Raw genomic sequence first — 17,280 nt, 5'->3', positions numbered from 1 at the left:
ATTTTATTGTTTAACAAGGTGTAAAATGAAGAAGAAATATCTGTTTTTTTTAAGGTTGTTCGTGTTACTGGCTTTTGCTGCCTGCCTGTTAAAAGGCCTTGAAAAAACACAGGCGCAGCAAATGATACCGCATGCCGTTAAAACAACTTTAAATCCCTTGTTACCCGGATATTTTGCCGACCCCACCATTAAGAAATTTGGCGATACCTATTACATCTATTCCACTACTGATAATATTATGCTGGCTTCGGGGGCACCTACGGTATGGTACAGCAAAGATTTTGAGAACTGGTACAATTATACCATGGATGTGCCTTCATTTACCAGCATACCACTGGTTAACTTTTGGGCACCCGATATTATTGAGAAAGACGGACGCTATTACCTCTATTTCGGAAATTGCGAAATGGGTTGCAACATTTATGGTTATGTATCCGATACCCCGGTTGGACCCTGGAAAAAAATGGATGAAAACGATAAACCTGTAATTGCCCATAACTATCCCAGAGCAGGTTTTCCATCATTAGATGCACAGTTTTTTACCGATACCGATGGCAAAATTTATGGCTATTGGGGTACCTGGGTGCATTATAATGGCGGTTATGCGGTAGGAGAGCTCAATCCCCAAAGCATGAAAGATATGCAGCAATCGAAAAACATTCCTTTGGCACAAACGCCTGCACCTTTCGAAGCCGCGTACATGATGAAAAAGGGAAATAAATATATCCTGATGTATTCCGGTGCATCTTGTCACGATGAAACCTATAATGTGCGTTATGCCTACGCCGATACACCTTACGGGCCATTTACGCCGGGTGTCAATAACCCCATTCTGAGCACCAATGCCGATCAAAGTGTGCATGGTCCCGGGCACCACTCGGTTTTGCAGGATGGTAACGATTATTACATGGTTTACCACAAGCACGATTACCCCATGACGCGTGGCGGGCTTTCGCGGCAGGTATGTATCGATAAAATGATTTTTGAAAATGATTCAACAATCAAAGCCGTAGTTCCGGCAAATACGGGCTACATTAGCCCTTCAAAGCAGAAAGCACCACTTAACCTTGCACAGCACAAGCCAGCAAGTGCTTCGTCATCTTATCACCTGCAAGGTTTAAATGGCGATTATGAATATCAGCCTGGCTTAGCTACCGATAACAACAATGCTACCCTTTGGAAAGCAGGAAGCAACCTGCTGCCTCAGGATTTAACTATCGATCTGGGTGCAGAAAAACAGGTGAAACGTGTATTTATGCAATTCGAATTTCCTACATTTTATTATCAATATGTCCTCAGGTACTCTACTGATGGTAAGAACTGGAAAGTGTTTTCGGATAAATCTGCTAACCGTACAGCCGGGAGTCCTATGATTGATGATGGTGATGTTAAGGCCAGGTATATTAAATTAACGGTAACAGGAACCGAAAAGCAGGGCTTGTACGCAGCAGTATGGAATTTAAAAGTTTACGATTCGCTTTTCGAAATTCCACTTTCTGTAAGGAATAAAAGTGCTATAGCAGGTCCGGCGATTAATAGTAAAAGAGAAATGCTGCTGCATCTGGATGTTGCAAAAGTTGCTGCCACCAAAGCGGTTTCCAGCCTGCAAAATAAGGGTACTTTGGGTGGAGTTTTTAACAGTGTAGGGGAGGTTCCAATTCAGGAGGATGAAGAAGGGATAAAAGCGCTGAAATTTGGTAAGGGTTACTTAACATCCAATCAACCCGTTCCGCAACAATTGGCCTGGAACGGTTCGTATACGGTAGCTACCTGGGTAAAAAATCCGGAAGTGGCTAAAGATGGCGAATGCTTAATGTCGTGGTGCAACAGAAACGCCATGCGCCTGGCCAATTCCTATAATGCAATGTACTACAACAGCGCAGGCTACGGTGCAGCCGGGCATCTCGATTATCATTTCGATATGAAATACAACAAGCTGCCCAAAGCTAACCAATGGCATTACCTGGTATTAACTTTTGATGGCATGGTAGAAAAAATCTACGTAGATGGCATATTAGATAATGCACAGAATATGACCTTAAGTTCGGCAATTAAGCAGGCGAAATTTATAGTCGGCGCATCAGATGAAGGGGAGCATTATAACGGATTTATGGCTTCATTAAGGATGTATGATTATGCTTTAAGCAAAGCTGATATTCAAAAACTGCAGCAGCAAACAAGGCCCGGTAAATAACTGGTGATTTCAAAAAAATAAATGCAGTAGCCAGGCATTATCCGGCTAAGAGGGGTTCTTGCAACACCAGCGATTGAACATTTGTGGCAAACAAACCGTTATCGTCAAGTGCGATTTCAAATTCGATCAAAATTCCGGTTCGTAGGTTGCTCTGAGTATCGCTAAGATAAAACGAAATGTCCTGCTGATTTTCGTCTTCGATAAAACCTTTTCCCGATAGTAAATCGATGTGTGTAATAATGCCTTTTCTCATAGTTGTAGTTAGTTCGATGAAGATAGGTTTGGTTATCCGGAATTCAAATTTCATCCGCAAAGTAAATGTAACATATCTATTACAAATAAACAATGTATTAATCATAATTCGAAATTTCTTCATCATTTTTTCATTTTATTGCCTGAAAAACAGCCACACGGATGCTTTAGGCTTAGTTTGTAACAGTTTCCTAATCTGCCAGCTGCTTTGGAACTGTACGTTTGGAATAATGTCTCTATACTGTGAGTTATTGTTTATTTGTTTTACTTTCGCGATTTGTCAGAAATGGCTTGCCGTAATGTGCAGATAAGTCCCTGCAATAATCTACAGAAACTAAGCTTATTTTAAATCATCCCATTAAAATGCAAACCATTAAAAATATATTCCTGATTAACTTATTGCTGTAGTTTTTCTTTTCATCATCGGGTTTTTCTCAACAACAAACAAATGTGGTGCTTATCGGTATTTACCATTTTAATAATCCTGGTTTTGATGAGGGGAAAATGAAAGAGCGCAATATTTTGAGCGATGAAAACCAGCCGGGACTGGAACGGATTACGGATAAACTGATTAAAAATATCGCCCCGCTAAAGTTTTTGTAGAATACGATGCTGCGAAAAAACAATAAACTAAATGCCTTGTACGCCCTGTACAAAAATGCAAAACCATTTTACCATGCTGATACATTAAACGCTTTCTATAAAAGGTTTTACAGTGAAAACGAAACCTTTCAGCTGGGTTTTAGGTTAACGAAGAAGGCCGCGAACGATAGCATTTATGCCATGGATTATGATGAGGTGCCTATCCGGTTTGATCTGATCAAACCGAAACTGCAGGCCAGCCGCTCTTTCACATACAGCGGTTACCAGGATAAGCTTACCCAGCTGGAAGTATTTATGAATGCCTGCCTGAGTAAGCCAAAACTGGAAGATGTATTGCTCGGCCTCAACTCGCAGGAACAGTATCAGTTGAACAAAGGGCTCTACATTTCTTTTCTGAACAGGATCAATCAAGCTGACGATTTCTTTGGATCTGATTTGGTAGCTGCCTGGTATAAACGCAATCTGATCATGTACGCCAATATCCAGAATCAGGTTTCGGCCGCTGATAAAAATATCGTAATTATTGTTGGGGCAGGCCATGCGGCAATTATGGAAGATTTTATTAAAGCCGACAAAAGGTTCAATCTGGTGAAACTGGATACCATTTGGTAAACCTCAATCTATTTAATGGAGGTATTAATATAAATTTTTGAGTTGTTCCATGCCCGGTTACGTCCTTTTTTCTTTGCAAAAAGGGTGAAAATACGTTGCTCCAGGCGTATTCCTTTTTGTTTCTTTTGTTGATATTTGGTTTGACATTTAATTAAAGCAAATCAATCCCTCAATAAAATGACAACATCAGAGCGTTTCTCAGGTGATTTAGCTACCTACAGCATTAAGGTTGCAGGTAAGCTTGTTCCCGATACTGTACAAGTATATGCTATACAAATAGAGAAAAAGGTAAACCGCATTTCGCTTGCAAAAATTACCATCCTGGATGGTAACGCTGGCGAGGGAACTTTTGAAATCAGTTCTTCGGCCATTTTTGTACCCGGTAACCAGATTACCATTGAAGCAGGTTACGATAATACAAATGGGGTAATTTTTACAGGAATAATTACTGGTCAGTCGATTCGTATTGATGAAGTGATTGGTTCGGCACTTGTAATTGAATGCAGGGATGAAGCTGTAAAAATGACTGTTGGCAAAAAGAATGCTACTTTCTCACAACAAAAAGACAGCGATATTATAACCACGCTCATTAACAATTATGGGGCATTAACCGCTGATGTGAGCAAAACCAGCACAATCTGGCCAAGCCAGGTACAATATAATTTAACCGATTGGGATTTTATGGTATCACTTGCCGGGATGAATGGCTTGATTGTTACCGCATTAAACGGCATCGTATCGGTTAAAGCTCCTGATGCTTTTGCCCAGCCGGTGATGACGGTTGGATATGGCACCGGATTATTACAGTTTAATGCCAACATGAATGCCCTTACACAGTTGGAAAGCGTAAAAACCAGCAGCTGGGATTATACCACACAAAGCATTAACAGCGCAACAACAACAAGCCATTATAACGGGCCGGGTAATATTTCGCCGGCTACACTGGCACAGGTAGCTGGTTTAAACGAATATGAATTGCAAACCACGGCCCGAATTGAAAATGAATCGCTTAACAATTGGGCAAAAGCAAAGATGCAGCAGGCTGATTATGCCAGAATAAGAGGCGAAGCTAAATTTCAAGGTACGGCCCTGGTCGATCCTGGTAAATTTATTAGCCTAACCGGTCTTGGCGACAGGTTTAATGGCGATTACCTTGTTTCGGGCGTTACCCACAACATTGCTGAGGGAAACTGGATTACAGAAGTTTCAGTAGGGCTTTCTCCCGAATGGTTGATCGAAAAAACGGATCGCAGCGTTGATGCAGGTGTTCTAAGTGCAGGACGCGGCTTGTTTAACGGCACCGTAAAGCAAATTTACAATGATCCTGAATTGCAATACCGCATTTTGGTTGATGTACCGATATTTAATCAGAACGGACAGGGAATATGGGCAAGGCTGGCCAGCTTTTATGCCACCAGCGGCGCAGGTACATTTTTTATGCCCGAAGTAGGCGATGAGGTAGTACTGGGTTTCTTAAATGAAGATCCACGCAGCCCGGTAATTTTAGGCAGTATGTACAGTAATTCAAGGCAAGCCCCTGGTAATGGCCTTGGCCCGGACGAAAAAAATGCAATCAAGGCATTTGTGTCCAAATCAAATATCAGTATCAGATTTGACGATGAAAATAAGGTCTTAACCATTGCTACCCCGGCACAGAATACAATCATTTTTAATGATAAAGACAAAGAAGTTTCCATCCGCGACGAAAACAGTAACAGCATTACCATGTCGGAAGCCGGGATTAGTATCAAAAGCCCTAAAAATATCAGTATAGAAGCCGATCAGGAAGTAAGAATAGCTGGGCAACAAAAAGTAGTTGTTAAGGCCAGCGCGGGAGATGTAGACATTAGCGGCATGAACATTAAACAACAGGCAGATATTGAGTTTTCTGCAATGGGATCGATGACTGCCCAAATTAAGAGTGGAATGGAGCTGACGCTTAACAGCGCAATGATTATGATTAACTAAATAAAAAAGAACTGAAATATGCCACCAGCAGCAAGATTAACCGATTTTCACGAATGCCCGATGATGACCCCGGGCGTAGTACCTGTACCACATGTTGGCGGGCCTATTGTTGGGCCGGGTGAACCTACTGTATTAATAGGGAAATTACCAGCAGCCAGGGTAGGCGATATGCTGGTTTGCGTTGGCCCACCCGATAGCATTGTTAAAGGATCTGCTACGGTAATGATTGGTGGAATGCCAGCTGCCAGATTGGGCGACCAAACCGCACATGGCGGAACAATTTTGTTAGGCGCATTTAACGTAATGATAGGAGGCTAAGCCTACCTTAAACCTGAAGTTAAATCTGCTCTTCTGAAACAGATGAGCAGATTTAAATTCTGTTTTAAAGTCTGAGATCAGAAAAACCATTTTTCTGCCGCCTGCCTGATTAATTTTTCATCAGGTTCGCCATCAGTAGCCCAGGCTACGAAACCATCCGGACGAACCAGTACAACACTTAAGCCCAATTGTACTTTTGCCTTTGCCGAAAGGTATTTCAATTGCTGGCCATAAGTTTCGGCTAAAGCCTGCAATGAAGCATGCTTACCAAAATCGAGTAAAATTCCCCTGCCATCATACATCCATTCGCCTATGGTTGTTCCATCTTCAAATTCGAAGTTGGGTACACTGTAACCTACCAGCGGGTGATCGCCACCAAGGTTGTATTGCAGGTTAAGGCCCCAAATGCGCGAAGCCATGTAAGTTGCACCGTCACGGGTGTGCATCAGATCGCGCATAATGGCGTTCAATGCCTGAGATGGGGGTTCGGGTTTCATGATAGCCACCTGTGCACGCGACCACTCCAAAACTTTTATGCCTATGGGGTGCCTTTCAGTGTAATAACTGTCCAGTAATCCTTCAGGTGCGGCATCTTTAATGGTGGCTGCAAGTTTCCAGCCCAGGTTCATGGCATCGCCCAACCCCAGGTTTAAACCCTGGCCACCCAAAGGTGCGTGGATATGGGCCGCATCGCCTGCTAAAAGCACCCTGCCATTGCGGTAAGTAGTGGTTTGGCGGGCACGATCAGTCCAGGTAGTGGCAATGTGCAGGGCGCTGATAGTTACATCGGTATCAGAAATGCGGCGGAGTACCTCCTGCAAATGTTGGGCAGTTATTGGCGCAGCTGACTGATGAAATGCACCTTGATCAAAATCTTGTATAATGAGGTAGCCGGGCTGAGATTGCAGGTACATGCCTCTGGCGGTTACATTACGGCCTGGTTTAAGTTTTTCGGGATCTAAAATATCAACCTGTGCACTGTAACCGGTAAATTCAGGTTCGGTACCTGCAAACTCAAAACCGCCAGCCTTACGCACCTGGCTACGACTTCCGTCGCAACCTACCAGCCATTTGGCTTTAAAAGATTGGGCATTTGTAAATACCGTTACCGCTTCATGCGTTTGCTGAAAATTGGTGATGGCCAGACCATGCCTGATATTTACACCTAGTGCTGTGGCACGATTGGTTAATACGGTTTCTAGTTCCTCCATTTCAGAAAGCATAATGGCAGCTGTAGCACTTGGTAAACGGTATTTCCATTTCGAAGCATCAATGTGGTCAGCATAAAATGGAATCCCGGCAAAATGCCCTGCCTGACGGTTTTCTTGTCCGGCATGAGGGTTTTTATAGCGCTTATGGATTTCCAGTCCCGACAATAATCCGCGGCGGTAAAGTGTCTCAATGGTCGGTGCCGAAAGTCCGCGCATACCAAAGGGGAGTCGTTTTAGCGGAGAATCGGAGTTTTCAGCTTTTTCGAGTATCAGCACGGTGCATTGTGCCAGGGCAAGTTCGCAGGCAAGAAAAAGACCTACCGGTCCTCCACCTGCAATAATTACATCGTAAACAGGAGGTGTAGATAAGGGTATATCATTTTGAAGTATGGTGTTCATATTGGTATTATTTGAACACAAAGTTCCGCAATGGCAGCGGATCAGGCTTGTACAAATGCGACAAAATCGCCTTCAACTATCGCTTGTCCTTGTTTCGCTTTTCGGGCAAATGCTGCTGGGGTAGTACCACTGTAGTGTTTAAAATCACGGCTCAGGTGAGCCTGATCGGTGTAGCCCCGTTGATAGGCGAGGCCTGAGAGATTGGCATTAGGGTAAAGCCACAAATGGTTGCGAACCTGTTCAAAGCGCATTAGTCCCGATACATCTTTAACCGTATAGCCCGACGATTGTTTAAACTTGCGTTCCAGTGTACGTACTGTGGTATGCGCCGCGGCAGCAACCTGGCTTACGGGCAAAGTACCCTTGGCCTCGCGCATGGCAATACCGGCTTTAAACAACAAACTGTTAGCCGCAATTTGCGATTTTGCCTTCAGAAAATATTGTTCTACCTGATTAATCGCTTCTGCTACTCTGCCGCTGCGGATATGTGCCTCCAATATGGACTGTAAATGTGCTATCGGATGTTCGAGTACATGCAGATGTTGTTTGCACGAAGGCAAGCCCAGCAAATCGAACACTGTCCATGGATAGCACCTGATAGCAATAATTTCGAAGCAATTTTGGGTATGGAAGGTAATTGGCCGATTGAGCAGTCCCATCATAAAGGGCGATGGAAGTGGTTCTAAAATTCCGTCCTGAATAGTACTGCAGGCGTTTCCAAAATGAAAGATAATTTCGGCATAACCATCGGGCAAAACCTCAAAAGTTTCAGGTGTTACCGATTCCCTTTTATTGTACCAAAAACACCTGATCGTATCGCGTAGCATTTCAGGAGGTTCATATTCACGGTGTAGCATTTCTAAAGAAAATACATTTGGTCTGTGTTTATTTGAAAGTGAACTGGATTATTACTATTAAAAAGGCCAAAATCTTCCAATACAACAATTTTTGGTCTATTGCATTGGAAGTTATTTTTTATGTTTAGTTTTAAGTCGTTCACTATTATAGTTTTATTCCAATTTTCTTCTCAAATTAAAAAATCTTTGAAAATGAAAAATAGATGAATACCTCATCTTATTCAATCCACCTTCCAATATGCATTGTCGGTGGCGTAGAACCGGAATTATTAATAAGAAACTGACGATCAATATTTAAATCGCGGGCACCAAATTGAGTAAAAATAGCAAAGCCATAAATCTGAAAGGATGCTAGATCGCTCGTGAAGCTTAACGCAATCCCACCTTTTATTTCTGCATCCTGAATCCAGATAGATGTGTTAAGGATTCCTTCACTATGTGGTTCTATTGTTACAACAGCATCTATTGGGGCGCCAGAAGGAGAAATTGCTGTAGGCCCATATACTGTTACAGCACTTTCCGTTTCGTTAACAAATCTGATACTGTACGATTTTCTCCAAGGTTCATCTTTAACTGCATAAGCACTTTTTTCTAAAACTACTTGTGGAGTTTGTTTTTGAGGAATAATACTTGTTTCTGGTTTAGCTTTCGACACAAGTAAAAGCGGTAAGAGATAAGTTAAGCTTTTCATAGTTTTTTTCAATTATAGATAAGTGAATTTAGAAATAGCAATATATTCAAGAAATATCTTAATATTAAAGTTAATAATTAGCAAATACAAGTGAATAAACATCTTGACCCTTTAAAGATCTAGATAGAAGAGAGGAATTTCTTTAAATAATTTAATATTAAAGTGATCAAATAATAAAAGAGTAATAAATCAGAATTTTTGTATTGTTTTTTTTAACTCTATTGCAAAATTCTATCCATTATTGTTTCAAATTACAAACCGTATTTCATAGTTTTGAGGTATGCAGGAGCTTTCGATGTCGTTACAGATAGATTTGATGGAACTTAAGGCCAGATATAGCTTTATTATGGAAGAGCTTGATGCGCTTTTTGCCGATGCATACTTGTCTAAAATTGGTGCAAAGCAAAAACTGGCCGATCAGATGTTGCGTGAAATCGAACGCATATTGAGCCAGACCGAATAATCCGGCAATGCCATTTAAAAATAATCCTAAATGAACTTATACAGAAAAGCACTAACCGCGGTCTTGCTTCTTGCTTGTAATTATACTTATGCTCAGGTAGAGCAGGATGGGCCTTATGTTACCCGTTCGGCAAATAAAATATTAGTAAGCTATGTGTTAAGCAACGAGGTAATAACCGATACATTGGCGGGAAATGAGGCTATACAGGTAAGGTTTGCCCAGCATAGCGATTGGGATTTTAGTTTTAAACTACATGCCGATATTGCAGTTCAGCCAGTTGCATATAAGCCGGTAGATAAGTTAATGGTGCTTTCAGATATTGAAGGCGAATTTGAGGCTTTCAGATCGCTTATGCTTGCCAATAAAGTTATTGATAAAAAATACAACTGGATCTACGGTAAAGGGCATATGATAATTTGTGGCGATCTTTTCGACCGTGGAAAAGAAGTGATGCCTTACCTTTGGCTCCTTTATAAACTAGAGGAAGATGCCCGGCGTAAAGGAGGTTTTGTACATGTATTACTCGGTAACCACGATGTAATGAACCTGGCCGGAGATCTGCGTTATGTTGCACCAAAATACCAGGCTTCAGAAAAGCTGTTGGGCTTAAGCCACGCACAGTTAATTTCGCCCGAAACCGAAATTGGTAAATGGCTAAGAAGTAAGAATGCAATAGAGAAAATAGGAGATAAGCTCTTTTTGCATGGCGGAATATCGCCCGAAATTAACGCATTAAGTCTCAACTTACAAGCCATTAACGAAAAATGCCGTAGCTATTATGGAATACCAACGAAAAAGCTTGATGAGGAAGGAAAGTTATTTATGAGTGCCAGCGGACCGTTTTGGTATCGGGGTTATTTCGGCAAAAACAGAACAAACATTGCAACGGTTGATTCGACCTTGATTAAGTTTGATGTAAAACAAATCATTGTAGGGCATACCATTACTGCGCAGAATATTGCGGCATACTATGGAGGGAAAGTGGTCGGTGTGGATGTAGATCAGCACCGTGGAAACCGCAAAGCCCTGCTTTTTAAGGGTAAGCAAACTTTTGTGGTAGATGATAAGCAACAACAAAAAATATTGACGCTCGCCGGCGATTCAGGAGAGATTGAGTAGGCTACGCGCTCTGAATTTAAGTATTCCAAATTTGTATTGAGCACCCATAATGCCCCAAAATTGCTCGGCTTTTTGGGGCTTTTAGTTATGATTTGAAATCATTTTCTGTAAGAAATACCAGAAGACAGTACCAGTGACGTTCAGCAGTTGGTCGTTTAAGGTGTACGTATGATAAATTACGGTACGATTATAATAAAGTCGGGTGCGTTAATCATAAAACCGGGTACGTTAATCATAAAGTCAGGTACGTTAATCATAAAGTCGGGTACGGTTATAATAAAATCAGGTGCAGCTTTGATAACTGAAATACGATGGATTAAATCGCTTCGGCATTAACAGGCTTGGCTAGCAGTTTATTAAGCAGGCTGTGCAATAAGCTTACCGCAAAAAAAAGTGTTGAGTTAAGTTTTTGTCAATTTCTAGTTAATAAAAACATTTTATCTTCAGATTGAAAAGTGCTCGAAAAATTAAAAATCCCCTTTTTATTAATCGTTTTCTGTCAAAAAGTGATCTAATCCGTTTGTTTTTAACTTGTTTTGGTTGAAATCACGATCAAATTTCCAATTTGTCGCTCCATTCCATTCTTTTTAGCTTAAAAGCTAATGCTGCGTAGTTCAATTCTGAAGATCAACTTCATTTAAACTTCATAAATCTGTATTTATTTCGCTATCGAATTAAATCATTGCGTAACCCTGAATTATTGATCCAATATGGTGCTGTTTAACAGTATATTAATGATAAACCGGTTGGCAAAGGAAAACTAATGAAAAAAAATAAATCAGATAACTAGTCAAAAAAACAAGATGAAGAGAAATGTAATGTGCCTCGGTTTGAGTGCTTTGCTTTACCTAACAGCGTGTACATCTAAAAAAGAAGAAAAAGAAGAAGTAGCCACTTATGCGGTAACCAGTCCGATCAGAATGGATACTTCGTTTACCAAAGAATATGTTTCGCAAATCAAATCTGTGCGGAATATTGAAGTAAGAGCCCAGGAGAAGGGTTATCTTCAGAATATATATGTGGATGAAGGTCAGCATGTAAAGGCCGGTCAGCTTTTGTTTAAAATTATGCCTAAGGCAGCACAGTCAGAACTGGCCAAAGCACAGGCAGAAACAAAATCGGCACAAATCGAACTCGAAAACACCAAATTACTCTCAGATAAAAATATTGTTTCGAAAAACGAACTGGCTATGGCCAAAGCTAAACTGCAATCGGCCAATGCCGAAACCTCTCTGGCAAAATTTCATTTATCGAATACCGAAATCAGGGCACCATTTGATGGTACCATCGATCGTATTCCTTTAAAATTAGGGAGTTTGGTTGATGAGGGGGCATTGTTAACCAGCCTTTCAGATAATAGTCAGGTGTTTGCCTATTTTAACGTATCGGAGCCCGAGTATCTTAACTACCAGAGTGCTGCCAAAGTAAAAGGCCAGCAAGAGGTTAGCCTGTTATTGGCCAATAACGAACTGCTTAAAGCCAAAGGTAAGGTAGAGCTGATCGAAAGTGAATTTGATAACGAAACCGGAAACATTGCCTTTAGGGCCAGGTTTAACAATGCAGATAACCTGCTTAGAAACGGCGAAACCGGTAAAATCCAAATGGTAGTGCCTTTAAAAAATGCATTGGTTATCCCACAAAAAGCTACCTACGATATTCAGGATAAAACCTATGTTTTTGTGATCGATAAAAACAATAAAGTACACTCCAAAGCCATTACCATAGCAGGCGATTTACCCGATTTATACATTGTAGGCGATGGCATTACGGTAGACGATAAAATCCTGCTTGAAGGTGTACAGAAAGTTAAAGATGATGATAAGATCGCTTTTAAATTCCAGCAGCCTCAGGATGTGATGAAACAATTGAGACTGAAAACAGAATAATCTAAATCCTCCATACTTATTTTATGTTTAGTAAATTCATACAAAGGCCAGTCCTTTCTATCGTAATATCGCTTGTTATTGTGTTTCTGGGGGTGTTGGCCATTAGCTACCTGCCTGTTACGCAATTCCCTTCTATTTCGCCGCCTAAAGTAAATATTACGGCCGAGTATCCCGGGGCTAACAACGAGCTCTTAATTAAATCGGTGGTTATTCCCTTAGAGCGTGCGCTTAACGGGGTACCCGGAATGAAATATATTGCATCCGATGCCGGTAATGATGGTGAGGCCTCTATTCAGGTGGTATTTAACCTGGGTACCGATCCCAATCAGGCTTCGCTTAACGTGCAAAACCGGGTAGCAGCTGTAACCAATAAACTTCCTCCTTTGGTGGTTCGCGAAGGGGTAAAGATTACGCGTGAGGAGTCTAACATGTTAATGTACATCAACCTGTACAGTAAAGACCCTAAAATGAACCAGAATTTCCTGTACAACTATGCCGATATCAACCTGCTTTCGGAGCTGAAAAGGGTAGATGGGGTAGGTTTTGCCGATATTTTGGGCGACAGGGATTATGCGATGCGCATCTGGTTAAAGCCCGATCGCATGCAGGCTTATAAAATCTCGGTTGATGAGGTAATGAAAGCACTTGATGAACAGAGTTTAGAAGCTTCGCCGGGTAAAACGGGTGAAAGCTCTGGTAAACGTTCGCAGGCATTCGAATACGTGTTGAAATATTCGGGTCGTTTCAATACCAAAGAAGGTTACGAGAATATTGTACTCAGGGCAAGTGCCAACGGCGAATTACTCCGTTTAAAAGATGTTGCCGACGTAGATTTTAGTGCAGCAGCTTATAATTTGTACTCTACTTTAAACGGAAAAGCATCTGCCGCAATCGTATTAAAGCAATCGTATGGTAGTAATGCCACCCAGGTAATTAAGGATGTAAAAGCCAAAATGGCTGAAATTAAAGCCAGTTCATTTCCAAAAGGACTGGATTACGAAATCAGTTACGACGTTTCTAAATTCCTCGATGCCTCTATAGAAAAGGTAATCCATACGCTGGTAGAAGCTTTTATTCTGGTAGGCTTAGTAGTATTCCTGTTTCTTGGCGACTGGCGTTCGACACTGATCCCGGCAATTGCGGTTCCGGTATCGTTGATTGGTACTTTCGTTTTTATGCAGTTCTTTGGTATTACGCTCAACTTAATCACTTTGTTTGCTTTGGTGCTCGCCATTGGGGTAGTAGTAGATGATGCCATTGTGGTAATTGAGGCGGTGCATGCCAAGATGGAGCACGACAGGAGGCTTTCGGTGCTAAAAGCTACACAACAGGCCATGAAAGAGATTGGCGGGGCAATTATTGCCATTACCTTCTTAATGGCATCGGTATTTATTCCGGTAGCGTTTATGTCTGGTCCTGTAGGTATATTTTATCGTCAGTTCTCTATTACCATGGCTACGGCTATTATCCTTTCGGGTATCGTAGCTTTAACGCTTACACCGGCCTTGTGTGCCATCATGCTTAAAAATAACCATGGTAAAAAAGGCAAGAAAACCATGATCGATCGCTTTTTGGATGGCTTTAACAATGGTTTCGCTAAACTTTCGGGTAAATATGAATTTGTGCTGAGCAAAGTGGTAAGCCGCAGAATATTAACCTTTGGCGTGCTGGTTGCCTTCTGTTTAGGTGTTTGGGGTTTAAGTGGTACGGTACCATCAGGCTTTATTCCGAATGAGGACCAGGGAATGGTTTATGCCATTATCCAAACGCCTCCGGGATCTACTTTAGAGCGTACCGACCAGATTGCTGAAAAACTGCAGAAAATGTGCGAAGAGATTGATGGCGTTAAGTCTGTTTCCTCGTTGGCAGGATATGAGATTCTTACCGAAGGTACGGGCTCTAACTCGGGTACCTGTTTAATTAACCTGAAAGACTGGAACGAACGTAAACATTCGGCAGTAGAGATTATCGAAGAACTGGAAGAAAAATCTAAATCTATACCAGGGGCAACTATCGAGTTTTTCCAGCCACCAGCGGTGCCGGGTTATGGTGCGGCAGGCGGTTTCGAACTTCGTTTACTGGATAAAGCGGGTAGCGGCGACTATAAAAAAATGGAAACTGTTGCTAACGATTTCGTAAAAGAGCTGAATAAACGGAAAGAACTTTCATCTGTATTTACTTTCTACAGTGCCAGTTTTCCACAGTATATGCTTAATGTAGATAACGACATTGCGCAGCAAAAAGGCGTGAGCATTGATAATGCCATGAATACGCTTTCTACTTTTGTGGGTAGTAATTACGAAACCAGTTTTATTAAATACGACAGGCAGTATAAAGTAATTGTGCAGGCTTTGCCACAATACAGGGCACTTCCGGAAGATATCCTGAAGCTATCGGTAAAGAACGACCGCGATGAAATGGTACCTTTCTCTGCCTTTATCAAGATGCAAAGGGTTTATGGTCTTTCGGAGATTACCCGACACAACATGTACAACGCTTCGGAGATCAGTGGTCAGTCGGCTCCGGGTTACAGCTCGGGCGAAGCCATTAAAGCCATTACCGAAGTAGCCAAGAAAACATTGCCAAGGGGATTTGGTATTGACTGGGCTGGTATTTCTAAAGATGAGGTATCGAGAGGTAATGAGGCGATCTACATCTTCCTGATTTGTTTGGGCTTCGTTTATCTGGTACTTGCGGCACAATATGAAAGTTTCATTTTACCACTTTCGGTAATCCTTTCTTTACCTGCGGGTATTTTCGGGGCTTTTGTATTCCTTAAATTATTGGGATTGGAAAACAACATCTACGCCCAGGTAGCCATGGTTATGCTTATTGGTTTGCTGGGTAAAAATGCAGTATTGATTGTAGAGTTCGCTACACAGCGGCATGCCCAGGGTGCATCGGTATTTAAGGCCGCTATGGAAGGTGCTACCGTGCGTTTCCGCCCAATTTTAATGACCTCTTTTGCTTTCATTGCAGGTTTAATTCCGTTAATGATTGCCAGCGGACCGGGTAAAATCGGTAACCGTACCATTGGTTCGGCTGCAGCAGGTGGTATGCTTTTCGGAACCATCTTTGGGGTAATTGTAATACCGGGCTTATACTACGTATTCGGAACAATTGCAGCTAAACACAAGCTGATTAAAATTGAAGAAGAACATCCGTTAACAGAAGAAATAGAAAACAATGTTTAGGAAAAATATATATAAAAGCGTTGGATTGGTGTTGATATGCGCTGCATATACCGCCTGTAAGTTACCAGAAGTAGCCCAACGTGCCGAAAATAAAAACGTACCTGCCGCCTTTAACAATGGCGGGCAGGATACGGTAAGCACTGCCAGTATACAGTGGCGTAAGTTTTTTACCGACCCAAATCTGATCAGCCTGATTGATACAGCCCTTAAAAATAACCAGGAGCTAAACATTACCCTTCAGGATATTGAGATTGCCAAAAACGAAATCAAAGCCAAAAAAGGAGAACTTTTACCAAGTGTAAGCTATGGTGTGGGTGCCGGTTTTGATAAAGTGGGCCGTTACACCAGTTCGGGAGCAGGCGATGCCTCTACCGAAATTACACCCGGTAAAGAAGTGCCCGAAATATTACCCGATTATAAGTTTGGTTTACAGGCCAACTGGGAAGCCGATATCTGGCATAAACTGCGCAATTCGAAAAAAGCAGCCATCAGTCACTATTTGTCGACAGTTGAAGGTAAGAATTTTGTAATCACCAATTTAATTGCCGAAGTAGCTAATTCTTATTACGAATTACTGGCCGCCGATAACCAGCTGGAGATTGTGAAAAAGAACATCGAACTACAAAGCAATGCACTGGAGCTGATGAAAATACAGAAACAGGCTACACGTGTTACCGAATTGGCTGTGCGTAAATTCGAGGCTGAGGTTTTAAGTTCTAAGAGCCTTGAATTCGAGATTCAGCAAAACATTACCGAAACTGAAAATAAGATCAATTTCCTGTTGGGCCGTTTTCCGCAAACCATCATCAGGGATAAAGCTAATTTTACTGATTTAGTGCCGCCAACTGTACAAACCGGATTGCCTGCACAGTTATTGGCTAACCGTCCGGATATTAAACAGGCAGAATACGAACTGGCAGCTGCTAAGCTTGATGTAAAGGTTGCTAAGGCGCAATTTTACCCATCGCTAGGTATTTCGGCTTCTATCGGTTACCAGGCTTTCAATCCTTCGTATTTGCTAAGAACACCCGAATCGTTGATTTACTCTTTAGCAGGAGATTTAGCAGGACCGCTAATTAACCGCAACGCCATAAAGGCAGAGTACTTAACTGCAAATGCTAAACAGTTACAAGCGGTTTTCGATTATGAAAAAACCATTTTAAACGGATACATTGAGGTAGCCAATCAAATGTCGAAAATCAGTAACCTGCAAAAAAGCTATGATCTGAAATCGAAACAGGTAACAGCCTTAACGCAGTCAATTGATATTTCTAATGATTTATTTAAGGCAGCGAGAGCAGATTATTTCGAGGTTTTAATGACCCAGCGCGATGCCTTACAATCGAAACTGGAACTGATTGAAACCAAAAAACAACAGTTAAACGCAGTAGTAGATATTTATCACGCCCTGGGTGGCGGCTGGAACTAGGCTTAGCTTTTTCCATGATAACATAATATTCAAGTCAAATCCTTATCTGTAGAGGCTACTCCAGTTCTTGGAGTAGCCTTTTTT

Annotated in this window: 14 protein-coding genes; 10 read left to right on the top strand and 4 right to left on the bottom strand. The window is 41.7% G+C overall.

The genetic code is table 11. The features are described 5' to 3' along the window. Nucleotides 1-25 precede the first annotated feature (25 nt). Complete coding sequence (locus HWV58_RS12065; protein ID WP_217706987.1) at nt 26-2,194, top strand: family 43 glycosylhydrolase; 2,169 nt, start codon at nt 26-28, stop codon at nt 2,192-2,194. Between the two features lie 37 nt (nt 2,195-2,231). On the opposite strand, the gene HWV58_RS12060 is transcribed toward HWV58_RS12065, so the two are convergent. After that, on the bottom strand, nt 2,232-2,447 hold the full coding sequence (locus HWV58_RS12060; protein ID WP_175634341.1) for a cold-shock protein: 216 nt from the start codon (nt 2,445-2,447) through the stop codon (nt 2,232-2,234). Nucleotides 2,448-2,899: 452 nt separating this feature from the next. On the opposite strand from HWV58_RS12060, the gene HWV58_RS12055 reads away from it, so the two are divergent. From HWV58_RS12055 to HWV58_RS12040, 4 genes are all read left to right on the top strand, one after another. Then, nucleotides 2,900-3,049 (top strand): hypothetical protein, encoded by a 150-nt coding sequence (locus tag HWV58_RS12055; protein WP_175634340.1) that lies wholly within the window; start codon nt 2,900-2,902, stop codon nt 3,047-3,049. 6 nt (nt 3,050-3,055) lie between these two features. Further along, on the top strand, nt 3,056-3,661 hold the full coding sequence (locus tag HWV58_RS12050; RefSeq protein ID WP_175634339.1) for a DUF5694 domain-containing protein: 606 nt from the start codon (nt 3,056-3,058) through the stop codon (nt 3,659-3,661). A 177-nt stretch (nt 3,662-3,838) separates the two neighbouring features. Then, on the top strand, nt 3,839-5,629 hold the full coding sequence (gene vgrG / locus HWV58_RS12045) for a type VI secretion system tip protein VgrG (RefSeq protein WP_175634338.1): 1,791 nt from the start codon (nt 3,839-3,841) through the stop codon (nt 5,627-5,629). Between the two features lie 18 nt (nt 5,630-5,647). Continuing rightward, nucleotides 5,648-5,947 (top strand): PAAR domain-containing protein, encoded by a 300-nt coding sequence (locus HWV58_RS12040; RefSeq protein WP_175634337.1) that lies wholly within the window; start codon nt 5,648-5,650, stop codon nt 5,945-5,947. A 77-nt stretch (nt 5,948-6,024) separates the two neighbouring features. Here HWV58_RS12040 and HWV58_RS12035 read toward each other — a convergent pair whose 3' ends face one another. From HWV58_RS12035 to HWV58_RS12025, 3 genes are all read right to left on the bottom strand, one after another. Further along, the gene (locus tag HWV58_RS12035) at nt 6,025-7,557 is read right to left on the bottom strand and encodes an FAD-dependent monooxygenase (RefSeq protein WP_175634336.1); all 1,533 of its coding nucleotides are present in this window, start codon (nt 7,555-7,557) and stop codon (nt 6,025-6,027) included. 41 nt (nt 7,558-7,598) lie between these two features. Then, the gene (locus HWV58_RS12030; protein ID WP_175634335.1) at nt 7,599-8,414 is read right to left on the bottom strand and encodes a helix-turn-helix domain-containing protein; all 816 of its coding nucleotides are present in this window, start codon (nt 8,412-8,414) and stop codon (nt 7,599-7,601) included. A gap of 217 nt (nt 8,415-8,631) precedes the next feature. Next, nucleotides 8,632-9,105: a hypothetical protein gene (locus HWV58_RS12025; protein ID WP_175634334.1), complete on the bottom strand. Its 474-nt coding sequence runs from the start codon at nt 9,103-9,105 to the stop codon at nt 8,632-8,634. Nucleotides 9,106-9,385: 280 nt separating this feature from the next. Here HWV58_RS12025 and HWV58_RS12020 point away from each other — a divergent pair, with 280 nt between their 5' ends. The 5 genes from HWV58_RS12020 (at nt 9,386) to HWV58_RS12000 (ending at nt 17,196) form a co-directional block, all read left to right on the top strand. Further along, nucleotides 9,386-9,568, top strand: coding sequence for a hypothetical protein (locus HWV58_RS12020; RefSeq protein WP_175634333.1), 183 nt, complete (start codon nt 9,386-9,388; stop codon nt 9,566-9,568). 30 nt (nt 9,569-9,598) lie between these two features. Further along, nucleotides 9,599-10,687, top strand: coding sequence for a metallophosphoesterase (locus HWV58_RS12015; RefSeq protein ID WP_175634332.1), 1,089 nt, complete (start codon nt 9,599-9,601; stop codon nt 10,685-10,687). An 803-nt stretch (nt 10,688-11,490) separates the two neighbouring features. Then, on the top strand, nt 11,491-12,573 hold the full coding sequence (locus tag HWV58_RS12010; RefSeq protein WP_175634331.1) for an efflux RND transporter periplasmic adaptor subunit: 1,083 nt from the start codon (nt 11,491-11,493) through the stop codon (nt 12,571-12,573). A gap of 23 nt (nt 12,574-12,596) precedes the next feature. Further along, nucleotides 12,597-15,767, top strand: a complete 3,171-nt coding sequence (locus HWV58_RS12005; protein ID WP_175634330.1) for an efflux RND transporter permease subunit — start codon at nt 12,597-12,599, stop codon at nt 15,765-15,767. Then, a complete protein-coding gene (locus HWV58_RS12000) occupies nt 15,760-17,196 on the top strand; it encodes a TolC family protein (protein WP_175634329.1) in 1,437 nt (478 codons plus the stop codon). Before HWV58_RS12005 ends, HWV58_RS12000 begins: the two co-directional genes overlap by 8 nt. Nucleotides 17,197-17,280 lie beyond the last annotated feature (84 nt).

Source organism: Pedobacter ghigonis (assembly GCF_903166585.1).
GTDB classification, from domain to species: domain Bacteria; phylum Bacteroidota; class Bacteroidia; order Sphingobacteriales; family Sphingobacteriaceae; genus Pedobacter; species Pedobacter ghigonis.
The sequence above is the reverse complement of the archived record's forward strand: the minus strand, read 5'-3'. Positions and strand labels throughout refer to the sequence as shown.

Excerpts from the sequence above, each read along its gene's own strand:
- HWV58_RS12030 (WP_175634335.1), bottom strand. The coding sequence starts at position 8,414 with ATGCTACACCGTGAATATGAACCTCCTGAAATGCTACGCGATACGATC.
- HWV58_RS12040 (WP_175634337.1), top strand. The coding sequence starts at position 5,648 with ATGCCACCAGCAGCAAGATTAACCGATTTTCACGAATGCCCGATGATG.
- HWV58_RS12020 (WP_175634333.1), top strand. The coding sequence starts at position 9,386 with ATGCAGGAGCTTTCGATGTCGTTACAGATAGATTTGATGGAACTTAAG.
- HWV58_RS12010 (WP_175634331.1), top strand. The coding sequence starts at position 11,491 with ATGAAGAGAAATGTAATGTGCCTCGGTTTGAGTGCTTTGCTTTACCTA.
- vgrG (WP_175634338.1), top strand. The coding sequence starts at position 3,839 with ATGACAACATCAGAGCGTTTCTCAGGTGATTTAGCTACCTACAGCATT.
- HWV58_RS12025 (WP_175634334.1), bottom strand. The coding sequence starts at position 9,105 with ATGAAAAGCTTAACTTATCTCTTACCGCTTTTACTTGTGTCGAAAGCT.
- HWV58_RS12005 (WP_175634330.1), top strand. The coding sequence starts at position 12,597 with ATGTTTAGTAAATTCATACAAAGGCCAGTCCTTTCTATCGTAATATCG.
- HWV58_RS12015 (WP_175634332.1), top strand. The coding sequence starts at position 9,599 with ATGAACTTATACAGAAAAGCACTAACCGCGGTCTTGCTTCTTGCTTGT.
- HWV58_RS12050 (WP_175634339.1), top strand. The coding sequence starts at position 3,056 with ATGCTGCGAAAAAACAATAAACTAAATGCCTTGTACGCCCTGTACAAA.
- HWV58_RS12000 (WP_175634329.1), top strand. The coding sequence starts at position 15,760 with ATGTTTAGGAAAAATATATATAAAAGCGTTGGATTGGTGTTGATATGC.
- HWV58_RS12060 (WP_175634341.1), bottom strand. The coding sequence starts at position 2,447 with ATGAGAAAAGGCATTATTACACACATCGATTTACTATCGGGAAAAGGT.
- HWV58_RS12065 (WP_217706987.1), top strand. The coding sequence starts at position 26 with ATGAAGAAGAAATATCTGTTTTTTTTAAGGTTGTTCGTGTTACTGGCT.
- HWV58_RS12035 (WP_175634336.1), bottom strand. The coding sequence starts at position 7,557 with ATGAACACCATACTTCAAAATGATATACCCTTATCTACACCTCCTGTT.